This window comes from Ectopseudomonas toyotomiensis (assembly GCF_017167985.1).
GTDB classification, from domain to species: Bacteria; Pseudomonadota; Gammaproteobacteria; order Pseudomonadales; family Pseudomonadaceae; genus Aquipseudomonas; species Aquipseudomonas toyotomiensis.
Genome location: NZ_CP070505.1, coordinates 3,493,407 through 3,511,017 on the forward strand (window position 1 = coordinate 3,493,407; position 17,611 = coordinate 3,511,017).

19 protein-coding genes and 3 tRNA genes are annotated in these 17,611 nt (G+C 62.7%); 8 read left to right on the forward strand and 14 right to left on the reverse strand.

Annotated elements, in window-relative coordinates; all coding sequences use genetic code 11:
• The first annotated feature begins 171 nt into the window (after window positions 1-171).
• The 3 genes from moaC (at window position 172) to moaE (ending at window position 1,481) form a co-directional block, all read left to right on the forward strand.
• Window positions 172-648, forward strand: a complete 477-nt coding sequence (moaC, locus tag JWV26_RS15980; RefSeq protein ID WP_074913456.1) for a cyclic pyranopterin monophosphate synthase MoaC — start codon at window positions 172-174, stop codon at window positions 646-648.
• Window positions 645-887, forward strand: coding sequence for a MoaD/ThiS family protein (locus JWV26_RS15985; RefSeq protein ID WP_003243123.1), 243 nt, complete (start codon window positions 645-647; stop codon window positions 885-887). The genes moaC and JWV26_RS15985 overlap by 4 nt, the downstream gene beginning before the upstream one ends.
• A gap of 138 nt (window positions 888-1,025) precedes the next feature.
• Window positions 1,026-1,481: a molybdopterin synthase catalytic subunit MoaE gene (gene moaE / locus JWV26_RS15990; RefSeq protein ID WP_206417308.1), complete on the forward strand. Its 456-nt coding sequence runs from the start codon at window positions 1,026-1,028 to the stop codon at window positions 1,479-1,481.
• Window positions 1,482-1,656: 175 nt separating this feature from the next.
• On the opposite strand, the gene JWV26_RS15995 is transcribed toward moaE, so the two are convergent.
• Window positions 1,657-1,821 carry a hypothetical protein gene (locus JWV26_RS15995; protein ID WP_017678165.1) on the reverse strand — a complete coding sequence of 55 codons (165 nt, stop codon included), beginning with the start codon at window positions 1,819-1,821 and terminating at the stop codon, window positions 1,657-1,659.
• Between the two features lie 172 nt (window positions 1,822-1,993).
• Here JWV26_RS15995 and JWV26_RS16000 point away from each other — a divergent pair, with 172 nt between their 5' ends.
• Entirely contained in the window at window positions 1,994-3,916 is a 1,923-nt protein-coding gene (locus JWV26_RS16000) for a bifunctional metallophosphatase/5'-nucleotidase (RefSeq protein ID WP_206417309.1), read from the forward strand.
• Window positions 3,917-4,263: 347 nt separating this feature from the next.
• Complete coding sequence (locus JWV26_RS16005) at window positions 4,264-5,178, forward strand: DMT family transporter (protein WP_072423745.1); 915 nt, start codon at window positions 4,264-4,266, stop codon at window positions 5,176-5,178.
• Between the two features lie 160 nt (window positions 5,179-5,338).
• On the opposite strand, the gene JWV26_RS16010 is transcribed toward JWV26_RS16005, so the two are convergent.
• The 3 genes from JWV26_RS16010 to JWV26_RS16020 form a co-directional block, all read right to left on the reverse strand.
• A complete protein-coding gene (locus tag JWV26_RS16010) occupies window positions 5,339-5,785 on the reverse strand; it encodes a hypothetical protein (RefSeq protein WP_093048907.1) in 447 nt (148 codons plus the stop codon).
• 25 nt (window positions 5,786-5,810) lie between these two features.
• Complete coding sequence (locus tag JWV26_RS16015; RefSeq protein WP_017678161.1) at window positions 5,811-5,975, reverse strand: hypothetical protein; 165 nt, start codon at window positions 5,973-5,975, stop codon at window positions 5,811-5,813.
• 105 nt (window positions 5,976-6,080) lie between these two features.
• Window positions 6,081-6,290 carry a hypothetical protein gene (locus JWV26_RS16020; RefSeq protein ID WP_206419273.1) on the reverse strand — a complete coding sequence of 70 codons (210 nt, stop codon included), beginning with the start codon at window positions 6,288-6,290 and terminating at the stop codon, window positions 6,081-6,083.
• Window positions 6,291-6,531: 241 nt separating this feature from the next.
• On the opposite strand from JWV26_RS16020, the gene JWV26_RS16025 reads away from it, so the two are divergent.
• Window positions 6,532-6,608, forward strand: a tRNA-Met gene (locus JWV26_RS16025).
• A gap of 79 nt (window positions 6,609-6,687) precedes the next feature.
• Here JWV26_RS16025 and JWV26_RS16030 read toward each other — a convergent pair.
• From JWV26_RS16030 to JWV26_RS16075, 10 genes are all read right to left on the reverse strand, one after another.
• A complete protein-coding gene (locus JWV26_RS16030) occupies window positions 6,688-7,632 on the reverse strand; it encodes a hypothetical protein (RefSeq protein WP_206417310.1) in 945 nt (314 codons plus the stop codon).
• Window positions 7,633-7,865: 233 nt separating this feature from the next.
• Entirely contained in the window at window positions 7,866-8,966 is a 1,101-nt protein-coding gene (gene ychF, locus JWV26_RS16035; protein ID WP_017678150.1) for a redox-regulated ATPase YchF, read from the reverse strand.
• A 24-nt stretch (window positions 8,967-8,990) separates the two neighbouring features.
• On the reverse strand, window positions 8,991-9,581 hold the full coding sequence (gene pth / locus JWV26_RS16040; protein ID WP_074913440.1) for an aminoacyl-tRNA hydrolase: 591 nt from the start codon (window positions 9,579-9,581) through the stop codon (window positions 8,991-8,993).
• A 63-nt stretch (window positions 9,582-9,644) separates the two neighbouring features.
• A complete protein-coding gene (locus JWV26_RS16045; RefSeq protein ID WP_072422957.1) occupies window positions 9,645-10,256 on the reverse strand; it encodes a 50S ribosomal protein L25/general stress protein Ctc in 612 nt (203 codons plus the stop codon).
• A gap of 107 nt (window positions 10,257-10,363) precedes the next feature.
• On the reverse strand, window positions 10,364-11,305 hold the full coding sequence (locus JWV26_RS16050; RefSeq protein ID WP_003244667.1) for a ribose-phosphate pyrophosphokinase: 942 nt from the start codon (window positions 11,303-11,305) through the stop codon (window positions 10,364-10,366).
• Window positions 11,306-11,351: 46 nt separating this feature from the next.
• A tRNA-Gln gene (locus JWV26_RS16055) sits at window positions 11,352-11,426 on the reverse strand.
• Between the two features lie 56 nt (window positions 11,427-11,482).
• Window positions 11,483-11,557: transfer RNA gene (locus tag JWV26_RS16060), tRNA-Gln, on the reverse strand.
• Window positions 11,558-11,583: 26 nt separating this feature from the next.
• Window positions 11,584-12,459, reverse strand: coding sequence for a 4-(cytidine 5'-diphospho)-2-C-methyl-D-erythritol kinase (ispE, locus tag JWV26_RS16065; protein WP_206417311.1), 876 nt, complete (start codon window positions 12,457-12,459; stop codon window positions 11,584-11,586).
• 186 nt (window positions 12,460-12,645) lie between these two features.
• Window positions 12,646-13,263, reverse strand: coding sequence for a lipoprotein insertase outer membrane protein LolB (lolB, locus tag JWV26_RS16070; protein ID WP_206417312.1), 618 nt, complete (start codon window positions 13,261-13,263; stop codon window positions 12,646-12,648).
• Window positions 13,260-14,987, reverse strand: coding sequence for a tetratricopeptide repeat protein (locus JWV26_RS16075; RefSeq protein WP_206417313.1), 1,728 nt, complete (start codon window positions 14,985-14,987; stop codon window positions 13,260-13,262). Before JWV26_RS16075 ends, lolB begins: the two co-directional genes overlap by 4 nt.
• A 209-nt stretch (window positions 14,988-15,196) precedes the next feature.
• Here JWV26_RS16075 and hemA point away from each other — a divergent pair, with 209 nt between their 5' ends.
• Both hemA and prfA read left to right on the forward strand, forming a co-directional pair.
• Entirely contained in the window at window positions 15,197-16,477 is a 1,281-nt protein-coding gene (gene hemA / locus JWV26_RS16080) for a glutamyl-tRNA reductase (RefSeq protein WP_206417314.1), read from the forward strand.
• On the forward strand, window positions 16,474-17,556 hold the full coding sequence (gene prfA / locus JWV26_RS16085; protein ID WP_206417315.1) for a peptide chain release factor 1: 1,083 nt from the start codon (window positions 16,474-16,476) through the stop codon (window positions 17,554-17,556). The genes hemA and prfA overlap by 4 nt, the downstream gene beginning before the upstream one ends.
• Window positions 17,557-17,611 lie beyond the last annotated feature (55 nt).

Below are 17,611 nucleotides of genomic sequence, written 5' to 3' on the forward strand. Positions count from 1 at the left end.
TCCCGTGGGAGCGGCTTCAGCCGCGATGATCGCGGATAAATCCGCTCCTACAGAAGCGTAGCCTGGATGAAATCCGGGGATTTTTGCTGCCTCTGGCCCCGGATTTCATCCGGGCTACGAAATCCTGACCTGCAGGTTTACAATCGGTCGATTCCCGTCTGGAGCTTTCCCGTGCTGACCCACCTCGATTCCCAAGGCCGCGCGCACATGGTCGACGTCACCGACAAGGCGACCACCTTCCGCGAAGCCACCGCCGAAGCGCGCGTGCGCATGCTGCCCGCCACCCTGCAGATGATCGTCGCCGGCGAGCATCCCAAGGGCGACGTATTCGCCGTGGCGCGCATTGCCGGCATCCAGGCCGCGAAGAAAACCAGCGATCTGATCCCCCTGTGCCACCCGCTGATGCTCACCGGCGTCAAGGTCGAACTCAGCGCCGAAGGCGCTGATACCGTGCATATCACCGCGCGTTGCAAACTGTCCGGGCAAACCGGTGTCGAGATGGAAGCACTGACTGCCGCCAGCGTCGCCGCGCTGACCATCTATGACATGTGCAAGGCCGTGGATCGCGGCATGGTCATCGAGCAGGTGCGCCTGCTGGAAAAACTCGGCGGCAAGAGCGGTCACTACAAGCTGGAGGAACAAGCATGATCCGCGTGCAATATTTCGCCCGCTACCGTGAAACCCTGGGCCGTGACGACGAACAACTCAGCGGCGACTTCGCCACCCTCGACGACTTGCGCCTGCACCTGGTCGCCCGTGGCGGCGAATGGGAAGTGCTGGGCGAGCAGAACCTGATGTGTGCGCGCAACCAGGAACTGTGCAGTCTTGACGAACCGCTGGCCGAGGGCGACGAGGTCGCCTTCTTCCCCACCGTTACCGGCGGCTGATGCCGATCCAGCTGTAGGGTGGGCCGGGCGGCGTTCCGCTTCAGCCGCGATGATGTACCACGCGTAGGGTGGGCTTAAGCCCACCAATCTCTCCAAGCCGCCTGCCCTTGACCAGCGTCCTTTGCAAACGAGATCCCCATGACCATCAGCGTCCAAGCCCAACCCTTCGAACCCGGCACCGAGCTCAACGCCCTGCATGCCGCCAACCTCGGCATCGGCGCGGTGGTCACCTTCGTCGGCTACGTGCGCGACTTCAATGAAGGTCGCGAAGTCGGCGGCATGTTCCTCGAACACTTCCCCGGCATGACCGAAAAGGCGCTGGCCAAGATCGCCGATGAGGCGCGTGAGCGCTGGCCGCTGCTGGGCATCGAGATCATCCACCGCATTGGCCGCCTGGAGCCGGGCGAGCCCATCGTCTTTGTCGGCACCAGTAGCGCCCATCGTCAGGCCGCGTTCGATGCCTGCAACTTCATCATGGATTACCTGAAGACCCGCGCGCCGTTCTGGAAGAAGGAAGACACCAGCGAAGGCCCGCGCTGGGTCGAGGGCCGCTGCAGCGACCAGAGCGCCGCCGAGCGCTGGCAGAAACCGTAGGGACCCATATCCCCCGGTGCGCATGGCGCACCCTACGACACATCGCGCCGCCTTTCTCCAATCACCTGGCGATGATCCCCGTAGGGTGCGCCGCGCGCACCGGCTGTTCGCAACACCCTGCCCGAATGAATCCCGGCATCATCGATGTTGCCCGGTGCGCATGGGCACCCTAGGGTTACGCCAACGCCAGATGCACCCGCAACGCAATCGGCACCAGCATCAGCAATACGCCCAAACCCAGCACGCGTACGCCCCATTCGTGTTCGCGAAAGTTGAAGCCGACTCCCAGCAGCAGAAAGCCTCCGATCAGCAGTATCAACATCAGGTGATAGTGGTCCATGGCGCTTCTCCACTTCGCAGTCCTGATTACAGCTTAGTCCCGCCGTCTGGGTTGAGGCTGATCTGGGGCAATGAATGTCTGACTCGATTGGCGACAAAGTGCGTCTCGATCGGTCGCTGCCTGGCGTCATGGCCTGCTCCATACTGTGCGCAGTCATCGTCAAGGATCGTCCATGCGCCTGTTCCTCACCCTCCTGCTCGCCGGCCTGCTGAGTGCGACGCCGCTGGTCGCCGCCGAGCGCCATTTCACCATCCTGCACAGCAACGACTGGCAGTCGCGCCTGCTCGGCTTCGGCCCCAACAATGAATACAGCCCGGCGACGGTGAACGATGATGACACTGTTGGCGGTGTCGCCCGGCTTGCCACGTTATTGAATGAGCGCCGCGCAGCAGCCGGTGAAGAACCTCTGCTGTTGCTCGACGGCGGCGACTTCACCATGGGCACGCTGTTTCACACCATTGCCCGCGAGATGGGCAGCGAACTGCGCCTGATGAGTGAGCTGGGCTATGACGCCGCGGTGATCGGCAACCACGAATTCGACTTCCGCCCGGCCGGCCTCGCTGCGATGATCAGCGCGGCGCACAAGGAAAAGGGCGATGCGCTGCTGCCGCTGCTGTCGAGCAACATGCGTTTCGATGCCGCGAGCAAGGCCGACGACAGCCTGCAGGCGCACGCTGAGGCCGGGCGCATCCTGCCGTACAAGCTGATCGAGCGCGGCGGCATTCGTTTCGGCCTGTTCGGCCTGCTCGGCAACAACGCCGTGGCCGTCAGCCCGATGATCAAACCGGTGACCTTCGCCGACCCGGTCGCCACCGCCAGGGAAACCGTGGACAAGCTGCGCGAGGAGGGCGCCGAGGTGGTCATCCTGCTCTCGCACATGGGCGTTACCCAGCAGGCCGATGGCAACTGGCGCGGCGAGGAAGTGGAGCTGGTCGAGCAGGTGCCGGGCATTGATATCGTCGTCGGCGGCCACTCGCATGTGGCACTGCCGCAGCCGGTGTTGGTGGGTGGGCGTACCCCGGTGGTGCAGGCGGGCTCCGAGATCCAGTACCTCGGCGAACTGCGCATGAGCCTGGGTGAAGACGGCGTGCCACGTGTGCGCGACTATCGCTTGCACGCCGTCAACGACAGCATTGTCGGCGACGCGACCATCACCGCCAAGGTCGAAGACTTCAAGCAGGTGGTCAGCGAGCGCATGCTGACGCCCAAGGGCTATCGCTTCGACCAGCCGCTGGCCAAGGTCGACCAGAGCCTGGGCCGTGATTTCACCGATCAGACCCTGGCCAACCTGGTTACCGATGCGCTGCGTCATGCCGTCGATGCCGACCTGGCCTTCACCGGCAACGGCACCATCCGCGATGACCTGCTCAAGGGCCGCAATGGCGTGCAGGACGTCTCCGACCTGTTTCGCATCGCCCCGCTGGGCATCGGCCAGTTCGACGACGAACCGGGCTACCCGATGATCAAGGCCTACATCAGCGCGCGCGAAATCAAGTCACTGCTGGAAGTGCTGCTGCTCGCCTACCAGCTGCGTGACAGCCAGAGCTATTACCCGCGGGTTTCCGGCGTGCGCTTCACCTACAACCCCTGGCGCGTGCCGTTCGACCGCGTCAGCCGCATCGAAATCGGCGATCCGCACGGCGGCTACCGTGACCTGGACCTGAACGACACGCGCCTCTACAGCATCGGCGCCACTAGCTACGTCGGCAGTTTCACCTGGCTGGTGCCGGACCTGACCAAGGGCCTGCTCAACGTCATCCCCAAGGATGCCGAGGGCCGCCCGCTGCCGCGTATCGAAGACGCCATCATCGACCAGGACCCGGATAAGGAAGGCGTGCAGGAACTCAAGGAATGGCAGGTGCTGCTCGACCATATCCGCAGCCTGCCGGATCTCGATGGCGACGGCCTGGCCGATATTCCCACCAGCGGCTCGGCTGCCGAAGCGCGCATGATCCGCGCGCCCAGCCTGCACCCGGCCGAGCTGTTCCGCCTGGCCGGGCCGATGCAGTGGGGCGCCAGCGCAGTGATTCTGGCCGGCGTGCTGCTGATTCTCTGGCTGCTTAGTCGCCCGCTGCGCCGCCGCAGTCGGCGTTGACGGCCGTAGGGTGCGCCGCGCGCACCGAATACGCCGAGATACTGCAACTCTCGCCGCTGAAGCGCCTCCCGCGGTTTGGCTCTGGCCGATTCGTGGGAGGGGCTTTCGGCTCGGGCATCCTGCTTCGCTCTACCTCCTGCATCCATGCAGTCGTAGCCACGATGGTGTCACTGCAGGGTTGGTGCGCACGGCGCACCCTACGGTCCGCCACCTTGCCAAGCATTGCGTGCCTCCGTATGGTGCAAAGCCGACTGATTCGGAAGCTACGCAATGATCGCTCAGCACTGCCCGCTCGGTGACCGCGCACAGCCGGCCAACCCCCACTCAGATAAATGTCGCGTCGCCTTATGAACGCACTCAATCATTCGCGCCCGCTGGCGCTGTTCGGCCTGTTGCTGGCCAACCTCTGCTGGTCCGGCAATGCCCTGGTGGCGCGCGCCTTCGCGGGCGAGATCGCCCCGTTCACCCTGTCGTTCTGGCGCTGGTGCCTGGCCCTGGCGCTGCTGCTGCCCTTCGTCGCCATGCCGCTATGGCGTCATCGCGTGGCGGTGCGCACTGCCGGTTGGCGTCTGCTGGTGCTCGGCGGCCTGGGCATCGCCGGCTACAACTCGCTGCTCTACAGCGCGGCGCAGACCACGGCAGCCATCAACATCTCGCTGGTCAACACCTGCCTGCCGCTGGTGACTTTCATCGGCGCCGGGCTGCTGCTCAACGAGTGGCCGGCACGCCGCGCCTGGTGGGGCATGCTGGTGGCGGTGATGGGCCTGGCGGTGCTGATCAGCCAGGGGCAATGGAGCCGCCTGGCCAGCCTGTCGTTCAACCAGGGCGACCTGATCATGCTGCTGGCGGTGGTCGACTGGGCGCTCTACTCGCTGCTGCTACGGCGCTGGTCAGCGTACCTGCAGCCGATCCCGCCGCTGGCATTGCTGGGCGTGTTCATCCTGCTTGGCGTACCGCTGATTCTGCCGTTCTATCTATATGAACTGAGCCAGGGCGCGCATCTGGCAATCAACGCCGCCAACCTCTCGGCCGTCGCCTACACCGCCGTGTTCGCCTCGCTGCTGGCCTACCTGGCCTGGAACCACGGCATCCGCGTAATCGGCGCGGCCAAGGCGGCGCTGACCAACTACCTGATGCCGGTATTCACCGCATTGCTGGGGTGGGTGCTATTGAACGAGAGCCTGCAGCTCTATCACTGGCTGGGCGCAGCGATGATCTTCGGCGGCCTGCTGCTGGCCACGCGGCCTGGCAAAAGCGCCTGAAAATACCCCCGATCAGCGTAACGCTGTTTACATAAGGTCCTGCGCGCTTTGCTCCCCTCTCCCATTTATGGGAGAGGGGTTGGGGGAGAGGGCTGAAAACGCCGTAAGTCTGCCGGCCACCCTCGTCGAACGTGGCTCGGGGGAGAGGATGGCAGTTCTTTCACTCCGGCTTCAACATCACGAAGGCTTCACCGCCTACGCGATCATGCATGAGGATGAACGGCTGCCCGGCGATCATCATCTTCACCGGCACCTTGCGCGGCACCGTGGTGCCGGCATTGATCGCCGCGGCGCTGAGCAACTGGCGAGTCAGGCTGTCATCCTCCTGCGCCTCGCTGGTTACCACGCATTCGTGGCTGACCTTGACCTGAATGCTCAGGCTCTTGTCCGCATTGAAGCCGACGGTGGCGAAGCCCATATCGGTCATCTCGGTGACGCCATGCTGCCGCGCCACGCGATGCGCCTCGGCAAAGCTCGGCGCCGTCTGCAGGCAGATGTCGCGAAAGGCCTGCACCACCGGCGAAGTGACCGGCACCGGTGGCTGCGAGCCCAGGTTGGCGCAGGCGCCGAGAAGACCAAAGCTGACAAGCAAGGCGAACTTTTTCATCACATCATTCCTTAATGAAGGGTGTTCAGGGTTGCTGGCAAAGATCATGCCCCAGCAACTGCGAGGCCAGCCCCTTGGCCAGATAGGTCTCCACCACACGGCCATCACCGCATTCGGTCTTGTGACCGATGGCGAAACCAATGGAAAGCAACACGAATAGCGCCAGGCCGATATTCTGGATGGGCGTCATGATAGGGCTCGTTGGGTAAACAATGGGGCAGGATGAAGAGGCGGGCAGGGGATGGCAAGTACCAACCCCATCGTCAGTACGTCCGCTGGTGCAGAGATGTGACTGTTACGGCAGCGTGATGGACAGATCGCCCAGCATGAAGCGCGCAATGATCATCCAGGCAACCGCACTGATGACGCCCAGCACGCTGTAGCCGACGACGATGCCAATCGCGATCTGCTTCCACAGCCCGGCATGGTGGTTGGGTTCGTTGCGGTAGTGCGTCGGCATATCACGCTCCGCCCGCAGATCGTCGAAATCGTCTCTCGCTCTCAAGGTGTTCTCCTGGTTCGTTGGCCAGCACACGGCGGCGCTGCAGCCTGCTGGAGGCGGATTTTCCGGCATCGCCCGACAGCCCCGCAAGCACCGTCCGAGCGGTTGAGAGGTCAGCCGCAGGCTCAGAAACGAGCGATTGAGCGCATCGCCACCACTGAAGCCTAACCGCTTGATAAAACGTAAATTTATCGATGATCTGGGGTTGACAGCGGTAGGCGAGACGCGGACAATGCGCGCCGTTGGCTACATAGCTCAGTTGGTTAGAGCGCAGCATTCATAATGCTGATGTCCCAGGTTCAAGTCCCGGTGTAGCCACCATAAATTTCAAGGGGTTAGCGCAAGCTAGCCCCTTTTTATTTGGGGCGGTGTCCCCGAACTGTCCCTTTCTTGTCCTGGCCTACGACTGCCCCGACAGACGATCTGGTATTGCATCCATGCTGTCGCATATCTCCTCAAGCAGCTGAGAGAATGCACTCATAGCGGTCACTACTTTCTGGTGCTCAGAAAGGCTAGCTGAGCATGCATCGTTGAGAGGAAACGGCTCCAGCACCCCTATTGTATAGCTCACGCATTTCTTGGTCGGATGATCTACAAGTAGGTAGCCGCCGCCCGGTTGTTTCACGGTCTCTTGCAAAGGCTCAATTGAACGAACTGCACGCATGATTTGCCCGACCATGAATCTAGGCGCAAACGAGTGAACAGATAGGTCGCGGAAATTGCGGCTAAGCTTTCGATAGGCCGAGTCATTCATCGTATCCAAGGCAGCTAGGAACACGTTAAATCGTGTCCAGCGCTGACCGAGGCGAATGACCTGCTTTCTACGATCAGAGCGCCGAAGCCCTTGTCCGGGCCTCAAGCGATCCTGGTCAAGGCGATCAACGTAGCCTGGCTCTACAAGACGGTTGGCCTGATGTAACAGTGTCTCGGTAAGAAGCATCAGGCGATCACTGACTGCGCTAGGTTGATGCATGCAGAAGAAAGCTAGTGGCTCAACGAAGTGATGCAGCAGCTGCCCTCTATCTTCATCTGTCTCATATGACTCCACAACGGCATTCCAAGCGCACCAATCATGCAGGTGCATCCCCCACGAATTTACCGTATTGATAGTTTCCTGAATCTCAGCAGCTGCCCCCCAAGACCAGGCAAGGTTCCCATTAGCTGCCCTTGCACGCTCCGCTGCCTCGTAGCCCACCAAGCCCGGGAATCCGGAAACATTCGCAGTAAGCTGCTCGTAAAAGCGCTCCATGGCTTCAGTGGCGAGGTTTCGCCATGAAATCCAGCCTTCACTATTGGCGAAATTCTCCTCCGGCTGACCAGACGAGCTGGTGGAGCGTTCAGTCATGACGTAATCAACATTGCAGTTCAAAGAAGGCTTAACTCTGTCGTGCTTTCCGACTAACCGCAAGAATCCGCCCATGGAAAAAAGCGGAGAAGATCGTTACGAACTGGTTCAACAGTCTCAAGACGTCTCAAGCAAAACCAGAGTGTGATAGCGAAGTAATCCGATAATTCCCCACCCCAAAAACAACAAAACCCCGTCAAAGCGGGGTTCTGTCTATGCACTGCTCCCAACGATCAAACGTTAAAGCGGAAGTGCATCACGTCGCCGTCCTTGACGATGTAGTCCTTGCCTTCCAGGCGCCATTTGCCGGCTTCCTTGGCGCCGGCTTCGCCCTTGTACTGGATGAAGTCGTTGTAGGCGATGACTTCGGCGCGGATGAAGCCTTTTTCGAAGTCGGTGTGGATCGCAGCAGCCGATTGCGGGGCGGTGGCGCCGACCTTGACGGTCCAGGCACGCACTTCCTTCACGCCTGCGGTGAAGTAGGTCTGCAGGTTGAGCAGCGAGTAACCGGCGCGGATCACGCGGTTCAGGCCCGGCTCTTCCATGCCCATGGTTTCGAGGAACATCTGCATTTCTTCGAGATCGTCCAGTTCGGCGATCTCGGCTTCGATCTTGTTGCACACCGGTACGACGATGGCGCCTTCCGCTTCGGCGATGGCGTTGACCACGTCGAGGTGCGGGTTGTTCTCGAAGCCGTCTTCGGCGACGTTGGCGATGTACATCACCGGCTTGGTGGTGAGCAGGTGGAAGGTCTTGGCCAGGCGCTTCTCGTCGTCACCCAGGTCCTTGAGCAGGCTGCGCGCCGGCTTGCCTTCGGTGAGGTGGGGGATGAGCTTTTCCAGCAGGGCCTTCTGCGCCACGGATTCCTTGTCGCCACCCTTGGCGGTGCGGGCCACGCGCTGCAGTTGCTTCTCGCAGCTGTCGAGATCGGCCATGATCAGCTCGAGGTCGATGATCTCGATGTCACGCTTGGGGTCGACGCTGTTGGCGACGTGGATGACGTTGTCGTCTTCGAAGCAGCGCACCACGTGGGCGATGGCGTCGGTCTCGCGGATGTTGGCGAGGAACTTGTTGCCCAGGCCTTCACCTTTCGACGCGCCCGCTACCAGGCCGGCGATGTCGACGAATTCCATGGTGGTGGGGATGACCTTCTCGGGCTTGACGATCTCGGCCAGGGCATCCAGGCGCGGGTCGGGCATGGGCACGATGCCGCTGTTCGGCTCGATGGTGCAGAAGGGGAAGTTCTCCGCCGCGATGCCGGATTTGGTGAGGGCGTTGAACAGGGTGGACTTGCCGACGTTGGGCAGGCCGACGATGCCGCAGTTGAATCCCATGATGTGTCCCTCGGTAAAAGATGGTTACTTGGTGGCCTTCTGGCTATGCAGTTTGCGCATGGCCACGGTCCAGTCGCCGGCGAGTATTTCCGGCAGGACGTCCAAGGCGAAGTCGATGCTCTTGTCGAGCAGGTCCTGTTCGCCGCGTGGGGCGCGTCCGAGCACGTAGCCGGATACCAGGCTGGCGTGCCCCGGGTGGCCGATGCCGAGCCGCAGGCGATGGAAGTTATTCTGGTTGCCGAGCTGGGCGATGATGTCGCGCAGGCCGTTGTGCCCACCGTGGCCGCCGCCCTGTTTGAGCTTGGCGACGCCGGGTGGCATGTCGAGTTCGTCGTGGGCCACCAGGATTTCTTCGGGTTTGATCTTGAAGAAATTGGCCAAGGCCGCCACGGACTGGCCGCTGCGGTTCATGTAGGTGGTGGGGATGAGCAGACGAACTTCGCGTCCCTGGTGATTGAACTTGCCCACCAGGCCGAAATATTTGCGATCTACAGACAGGTTGACGCGCTGGCTCTCGGCCACGCGCTCAACGAATAGGGCCCCTGCATTGTGCCGGGTCTGGTCGTATTCGGGGCCGGGGTTACCCAGGCCAACGATCAGTTGTACGGCAGTCATACAGGAGCCCTTTTGAGGAAATCGCCCGGCGTGATCGCCTGCCGGGCGGGTTCCGCGCTGCGATTACTCGGCGGCGCCTTCTTCGTCTTCAGCCTTCACGCGGGAAGCGTGAATGTTGGAGACAGCCAGGTCGTTACCGTGAGCCAGAGCAACCAGCTCAACGCCTTTCGGCAGCTTCAGGTCGGACATGTGGACAGTCTGGCCAACTTCTACGGCAGCCATGTCGACTTCGATGAATTCCGGCAGGTCTTTCGGCAGGCAGGAAACTTCGACTTCGTTGATGGTGTGGGAGATCTCACCACCTTGCTGCTTCACGCCAACGGCGGTTGCTTCGTTGATGAAGTGCAGCGGTACGTGGGCGGTCAGCTTCTGGCCGGCAACGACGCGCTGGAAGTCAGCGTGCAGGACGAAGCCTTTGGCCGGGTGGCGCTGCAGGGCTTTGATCACGACGCTTTCTTTGGTACCGGCAACGTCCAGGCTCAGAACGTGGCTGAAAGCCGCTTCGTTTTCCAGCAGCTTGGCCAGGTCTTTGGCCAGCAGGCTGATCGATTGCGGGGCTTTGTCGCCACCGTAGATCACGGCAGGAACCATGGACACGTTACGACGCAGGCGGCGGCTCGCACCTTTCCCCAGGTCGGAACGCACTTCGGCATTCAGGGCAAATTCAACAGTCATTTCACTTCTCCAAAATAACCAAACCGCCTTGTAGCTTGCGACCAGCCTCGGGCGGTAGGGCAAAAAGCCCCGCACGAGGCGGGGCAGTGTGATCTGGCCAGTTCCGCTTAGCGGAACATGGCGCTGATCGATTCTTCGTTGCTGATGCGGCGGACCGCTTCGGCGACGACCGGGGCGATGTCGAGCTGGCGAATACGCGAGCAGGACTGCGCCGCAGCGGACAGCGGGATGGTGTTGGTGACCACCAGCTCGTCCAGGACGGAATTCTCGATGTTCTCGATGGCGCGGCCGGACAGCACCGGGTGGGTGCAGTAGGCGTAGACCTTGGCGGCGCCGCGCTCTTTCAGCGCTTTGGCGGCGTGGCACAGGGTACCGGCGGTGTCGACCATGTCGTCGACCAGGATGCAGGTACGGCCTTCGACGTCACCGATGATGTGCATCACTTCGGACTGGTTGGCCTTCTCGCGACGCTTGTCGATGATCGCCAGGTCGACGCCCAGGCTCTTGGCCACGGCGCGGGCACGAACGACGCCACCGATATCGGGGGAGACGATCATCAGGTTGTCGAAGCGCTGGTCTTCGATGTCGTCGACCAGGACCGGGGAACCGTAGATGTTGTCCACCGGAATGTCGAAGAAGCCTTGGATCTGGTCAGCGTGCAGGTCGACGGTCAGCACGCGGTCGATACCGACCACGGTGAGCATGTCGGCAACCACTTTGGCGCTGATTGCCACGCGCGCGGAACGCGGACGGCGATCCTGGCGGGCATAACCGAAGTAGGGGATGACTGCAGTGATGCGAGTCGCCGAGGAGCGGCGGAAGGCGTCGGCCATCACTACCAGTTCCATCAGGTTGTCGTTGGTGGGTGCACAGGTCGGCTGAATCAGGAAGACGTCCTTACCGCGAACGTTCTCGTTGATTTCGATCATGACTTCGCCGTCGGAGAACTTACCGACCGAAGCATCGCCGAGGGGAATGTGCAGCTGACGAACGATCCGTCGCGCCAGATCGGGGTTTGCGTTCCCCGTGAAGACCATCATCTTGGACACGCGCAGTACCTGCCGGCTGGGGGTATACCTGGATGGGTATGGAAAATGGCAGGGGCGGCTGGATTCGAACCAACGCATGCCAGGATCAAAACCTGGTGCCTTACCGCTTGGCGACGCCCCTATATTCTGTGTTGAACGCTTGTTGACTCGGTTCTCGATACCTCCCGGGGGAGGTTATGGCAGGGGCGGCTGGATTCGAACCAACGCATGCCAGGATCAAAACCTGGTGCCTTACCGCTTGGCGACGCCCCTGTATCGTATAACCGAATGCTGAGCATTCACTTCTTGGCCAATGCTTGGAGCCTGCGGTGCAGCATCGAAATGTTGCGACCTTGAGCGACAAAGCTCGGCAGAGTGCCTGGAAGTTGGCGGGCGACTTTATCAGCATCGTCCCGATTTGGGAAGCTCCCAAATATGCAAGCTCCAGTGCCGGTCAATCTAGCTGAAACAAATTTGTTCAACAAGATCAAAGCGTTACGAACTTCAGGGTAACGCTTCTCTACAACCGGCTGGCAGTCGTTTCGACCACCCCCCGCAAGAAGGCTGCGAACTTTAATGGGCGGCGTATCGCGTGTCAACTCGGGCGAGCCGAAAACTTCTGCTGTGCTGACAAAGACTTGCGGTACTGCGACGAGGAACCAGGGCTCCTCGAGTTCGACTGGGGTCAGGCGCTCGCCAACGCCCTCGGCGAAGGCCGCGCGACCGCGCACGAATACCGGTACGTCGGCGCCCAGGGCCAAGCCCAGTTCGGCCAGGCGCTCTTCGCCCAGTTGGGTGTGCCACAGGTGATCGAGGCCGAGCAGGGTGGTGGCGGCGTCCGAGCTGCCACCGCCGATGCCGCCGCCCATGGGCAGGCGTTTGTCCAGCCAGATATCGGCGCCAAGCTTTGTGCCGCTGGCTTCCTGTAGCCTTGTGGCCGCGCGCACGATCAGGTTGCTGTCATGCGGTACGCCTTCGATGGGCGTGTGCAGGTGAATTTCGCCATCCTGGCGGACGCTGAAACCTAGCTCGTCGCCGTGGTCGAGAAACTGAAACAGGGTCTGCAGCTCGTGGTAGCCATCGGCGCGGCGGCCGAGGATGTGCAGCATCAGGTTGAGCTTGGCGGGGGCGGGCAGGATCAGTTCGGCGTGGCTGGGGATGGCGGTGTTGGTCATGGGGTGCGCTGAAAAGTTGTGTTAGGGGCTTGTCTCCCCTCTCCCGCTGCGGGAGAGGGGGGGAGAGGGGCTTTGCGGCAACGCCGAGCAGACGTCATCACCCTCGGCCCTCTCCACTAGGCGTGCCCCAATAAATGGGAGGGGGAGTTGTCCATGGAAGCCTCAGACTTATGGCTGTAATTCGGCTTACAGCCCCAACTGACGCGGCTGCCAGTCCTTGATCACCAGGGTCACTTCCAGGTCCTGGCCGTAGAGCTTCATGCGCTCCGGCAGGGCGTAGCCGTTCTGCTCGGTGTAGCGCTGGTATTCGACCTTCCAGCCGTCCTGTTCCAGCTGCGCCAGGTGGCTTTGGCCATCGAGGGTGATGCGGCTGCGGCTTTCCGGGGCGGGTAGGCCGCGAATCCACCAGAGTAGGTTGGACACCGGCAGATCCAGGCGCAGTTGCTCGCGCAGCAGTGCCTCGGGGGATTCGGCGCGGAAGCGGCCGCGGTTGGACACTTCCAGCAGGATGTCACCCGGGCGCCCGGTCAGGCGCGCGGCGCCGCCGCCCAGTGGGCCGGACAGGCGAATGTCATAGTAATCCTGGCGCTGCAGCCAGAATAGCGTGGCGCTGCCGGAATCCTGCGGGGCGCGGATGCCGATCTTGCCATTGATCTGCCAGCCATCGAGCTGCGTGATCTGCTCTTTGTGAGCTTTCCACTGGGCTGGGTCGCCCTGGCCTTCCAGCGCTTCGCGCGAGGTGAGGCCGGCGCAGCCGGCGAGCAGGGCGATGAGGCTGAATACGAGTAGGTGACGAAGCATCAAAGAGTCTCGGAACCGGTCAGGCGCAACAGCGTGTCACGCAGAATGGGGCTATCGGGCGTTGCGCTGAGGGCGTCGCGCCAGACGCGTCGGGCGTCGCGCTGCTTGCCTTGGGCCCAGAGCACTTCGCCGAGGTGGGCAGCGACTTCGTGGTCGGGAAACTTCTCCAGAGCCTGGCGCAGCAGACGCTCGGCCTCGTCGAGGTTGCCCAGGCGATAGTTGACCCAGCCGAGGCTGTCGAGAATCGCAGGGTCGTCCGGGTTGAGCTGGTGCGCTTTCTCGATCAGCTCGCGTGCTTCTTCATAGCGCGTGGTGCGGTCGGCCAGGGTGTAACCGAGGGCGTTGAGCGCCATGGCGTGTTCCGGCTCGCGCTGGATGATATAGCGCAGGTCGGTTTCCAGCTGGGCCAGGTCATCGCGCTTTTCCGCGAGCATGGCGCGGGTATAAAGCAGGTTCAGGTCGTTGGGGTACTGCTCCAGGCCTTCGTTGATCACCTTCCAGGCCGGCTCGACCTGGCGGCGATTGCTCAGGCCTTCGGCTTCGATCAGGTACAGTTGGATGGCGTAATCCGGTTGCGCGCTACGTGCCTGGGCCAGGCGTGCGCTGGCTTCTTCACTGCGCTGTTGGGCGAACAACAGTTCGGCCTGGCGTTGCTGGGCCGGCAGGTAGTCGTTACTCGGGCCGACCAGGGCGTATTCTTGCAGAGCGCTGTCGTTGTCGTTCAGCGCTTCGTAGGCGCGGCCGAGGTTGTAGTGCGCGGCATCGACATGGCTGCGGCGTTCGACCAGCTCTTCGAGGTAGACGATGGCCTCTTCCCAGGCTTCGGCTTCCAGGCACACCAGGGCCAGGGAGAAACGCAGGTCGTCGTCGTTGGGGTTTTCCTGCACCAGCTTGGCGAACTCGCCCTTGGCGTCGTCGAGGCGATCCTGCTCGACCAGCAGGCGCGCGTAGGTCAGGCGCAGGCGTTTGTCGTCGGGGTTGTTGCGGATACCTTTCTGCAGGATCGGCATGGCCTCTTTGCCACGGCCGAGGCTCTGCAGTAGACGGGCGCGCAGCAGGATCGGCGATACCTCGTTGCTGCTCGCCGCGCTGTCTTCGAGTAGCTCCAGGGCCTCTTCGGCGCGGCCGTCCTGTTGCAGGAGGATGGCCTTGCCGAACAGCAGTTGGCTGTTGTCCGGGTTCTTGCTCAGCAGGCGGTCGAAGCCCTGCAGCAGGCCGGCGCGGGTATCCGGGTCGGTTTCTGCGGCAGACAGGGCGAGAAAGTCGAAGTGGGTATCGCCCTGGCGCTGCAGCACCTGCTCCATATAGGTCATGGATTCGTCGTAACGGCCAGCGCGGGCCAACTGCACGGCGGCGGCGCGTTGGGCGTCGATGTTGCTCGGCGCGTTCCTGGCCCAGATCAGTGCACTGTCGAGCGCGGCCTGTTCGACGCCGAGGTACTCGGCAATACGGAAGGCGCGTTCGGCGACGCCGGCATCGCCGGTGGCGTTGGCCTGCTGCACGTAGTTGCCGAGGGCAATGTCGAAGCGATTGCGCTGCCCGGCCAGCTCGGCGGTGAGCAGGGCGAACAGGGTTTCCTGGCTGAACGAGCCGTATTCGCTCGGTTCCAGCTGGGTGGTCTGATCGGCTTCCTGTACCGGCGGCGTACCGTCCGGCTCACTGGGGGCGAAGGTTTGGCAGCCGCTGAGGAAGGCGAATGCGGTGAGCAACGCGAGGGGTCTGTTCATAGTGCCTTGTCGTGCGTTATTCCGGGGCGACGGCCGTGCTGGCTCGTGCCCTGCGACGTTCGCGGCATCATGACACAAGCCTTGGAGCAAGCCCACTGGCCAGGACGATGCGGCGAACTGTCTATTGGGACAATAGGTCGCGGGAGTTGTTCTCTCGGGGGCGAAGTAGGACAATTGCCGGCTCCCGTATTGCCCCTCAGCGACCCTGCATGGCCTTTATCGCCCTCGGTATCAACCACAAGACCGCCTCGGTAGAGGTGCGCGAGCGCGTTGCTTTCACCCCGGAGCAACTGGTCGAGGCGCTGCAGCAGCTGTGTCGGCTGACGCCCAGCCGCGAGGCGGCGATCCTCTCTACTTGCAACCGCAGCGAGCTGTACCTGGAGCAGGATCAGCTGAGCAGCGATGAAGTGCTGCAGTGGCTGGCCGACTATCACCGCCTGAGCGTCGACGAATTGCGCGCCTGCGCCTACGTGCACAGCGAGGAGGACGCGGTTCGGCACATGATGCGCGTCGCCTGCGGGCTCGACTCGATGGTGCTGGGCGAACCGCAGATTCTCGGCCAGCTCAAGTCCGCCTACGCCGTGGCGCGTGAGGCCGGCACCGTCGGGCCGTTGCTGGGGCGCTTGTTCCAGGCCACCTTCAGCACCGCCAAGACCGTGCGCACCGATACCGCCATCGGCGAGAATCCGGTGTCCGTGGCCTTCGCCGCGGTCAGCCTGGCCAAACAGATCTTCGCCGACCTGCACCGCAGCCAGGCGCTGCTGATCGGCGCCGGCGAGACCATCAGCCTGGTGGCGCGTCACCTGCACGACCAGGGCATCAAGCGCATCGTCGTCGCCAACCGTACCCTGGAACGCGCCAGTCAGCTGGCCGAGCAGTTCGGTGCGCATGCCGTGCTGCTCTCGGACATTCCCGACGAGCTGGCGCACAGCGACATCGTTATCAGCTCCACTGCCAGCCAGTTGCCGATTCTCGGCAAGGGCGCGGTGGAAAGTGCGCTGAAAAAACGCAAGCACAAGCCGATCTTCATGGTCGACATCGCCGTGCCGCGCGACATCGAGTCGCAGGTGGGTGAGCTGGAGGACGTCTACCTCTATACCGTCGATGACCTGCACGAGGTCATCGAGGAAAACCTCAAGAGCCGCCAGGGCGCGGCGCAGGCTGCCGAGGAGCTGGTGGCTGCCGGCACCGAAGACTTCATGCAGCGCCTGCGCGAGCTGGCCGCAGTCGATGTGCTCAAGGCCTACCGTCAGCAGGCCGAGCGCCTGCGCGACGATGAGCTGGCCAAGGCCCAGCGCATGCTGGCCAACGGCAGCAATCCCGAAGACGTGCTGGCGCAGCTGGCCCGTGGCCTGACCAACAAGCTGCTGCACGCACCCAGCGTGCGCATGAAGAAACTTACTGCCGAGGGGCGCGTCGACGCGCTCAGCCTGGCCCAGGAATTGTTCGCCCTCGATGAGAGCGCGCCGCAGGACAAAGGTCTGCAATGAAAGCTTCACTGTTGAACAAGCTGGACAACCTCAGCGACCGCTTCGAGGAACTGACGGCGCTGCTCGGCGATGCCGAGGTGATTTCCAAGCAGACGCAGTTTCGCGCCTATTCCAAGGAATACGCCGAGATCGAGCCGGTGATCGCTACCTTCCGCGAGCTGCGCAAGGTGCAGAGCGACCTCGAAGGTGCTCAGGCGCTGCTCAAGGACAGCGACGCGGACATGCGCGAGATGGCCGAAGAGGAAGTGGCCCGGGCCAAGGAAGCGCTGGTCTCCCTGGAAGACAAGCTGCAGCGCATGCTGCTGCCGAAAGATCCCAACGACGGCCGTAACGTCTACCTGGAAGTGCGCGCCGGCACCGGCGGTGACGAGGCGGCGATTTTCTCCGGCGACCTGTTCCGCATGTACTCGCGTTACGCCGAGAGGCAGGGCTGGCGCGTCGAGGTGCTGTCGGCCAACGAGGGCGAGCACGGCGGCTTCAAGGAAGTGATCGCCCGTGTCGAGGGTGACAACGTCTACGCCAAGCTCAAGTTCGAGTCCGGCGCTCATCGCGTGCAGCGCGTGCCGGAAACCGAATCCCAGGGGCGCATCCACACCTCCGCCTGCACCGTGGCGGTATTGCCGGAGCCGGACGAGCAGGCGGCCATCGAGATCAACCCGTCTGACCTGCGCGTAGACACCTACCGCAGCTCCGGCGCCGGTGGTCAGCACGTCAACACCACCGACTCGGCGATCCGCATCACCCACATTCCCACCGGCACCGTGGTGGAATGTCAGGAAGAGCGCTCGCAGCACAAGAACCGCGCCAAGGCCATGGCCTGGCTGGCGGCCAAGCTGCAGGACCAGCAGGAAGCGGCGGCGCACAAGGAAATCTCCGAAACGCGCAAGCTGCTGGTGGGCTCGGGCGACCGCTCCGAGCGCATCCGCACCTACAACTTCCCGCAGGGCCGGGTGACCGACCACCGCATCAACCTGACCCTGTATTCGCTGAACGACGTGATCGCCGGCGGCGTCGACGCCATCATCGAGCCGCTGCTGGCCGAGTACCAGGCCGACCAGTTGGCGGCCCTGGGCGATTGAGTGCAGCGGTGCGCATGGCTGGCGCCGCGTAGGGTGCGCCGTGCGCACCGTAGCC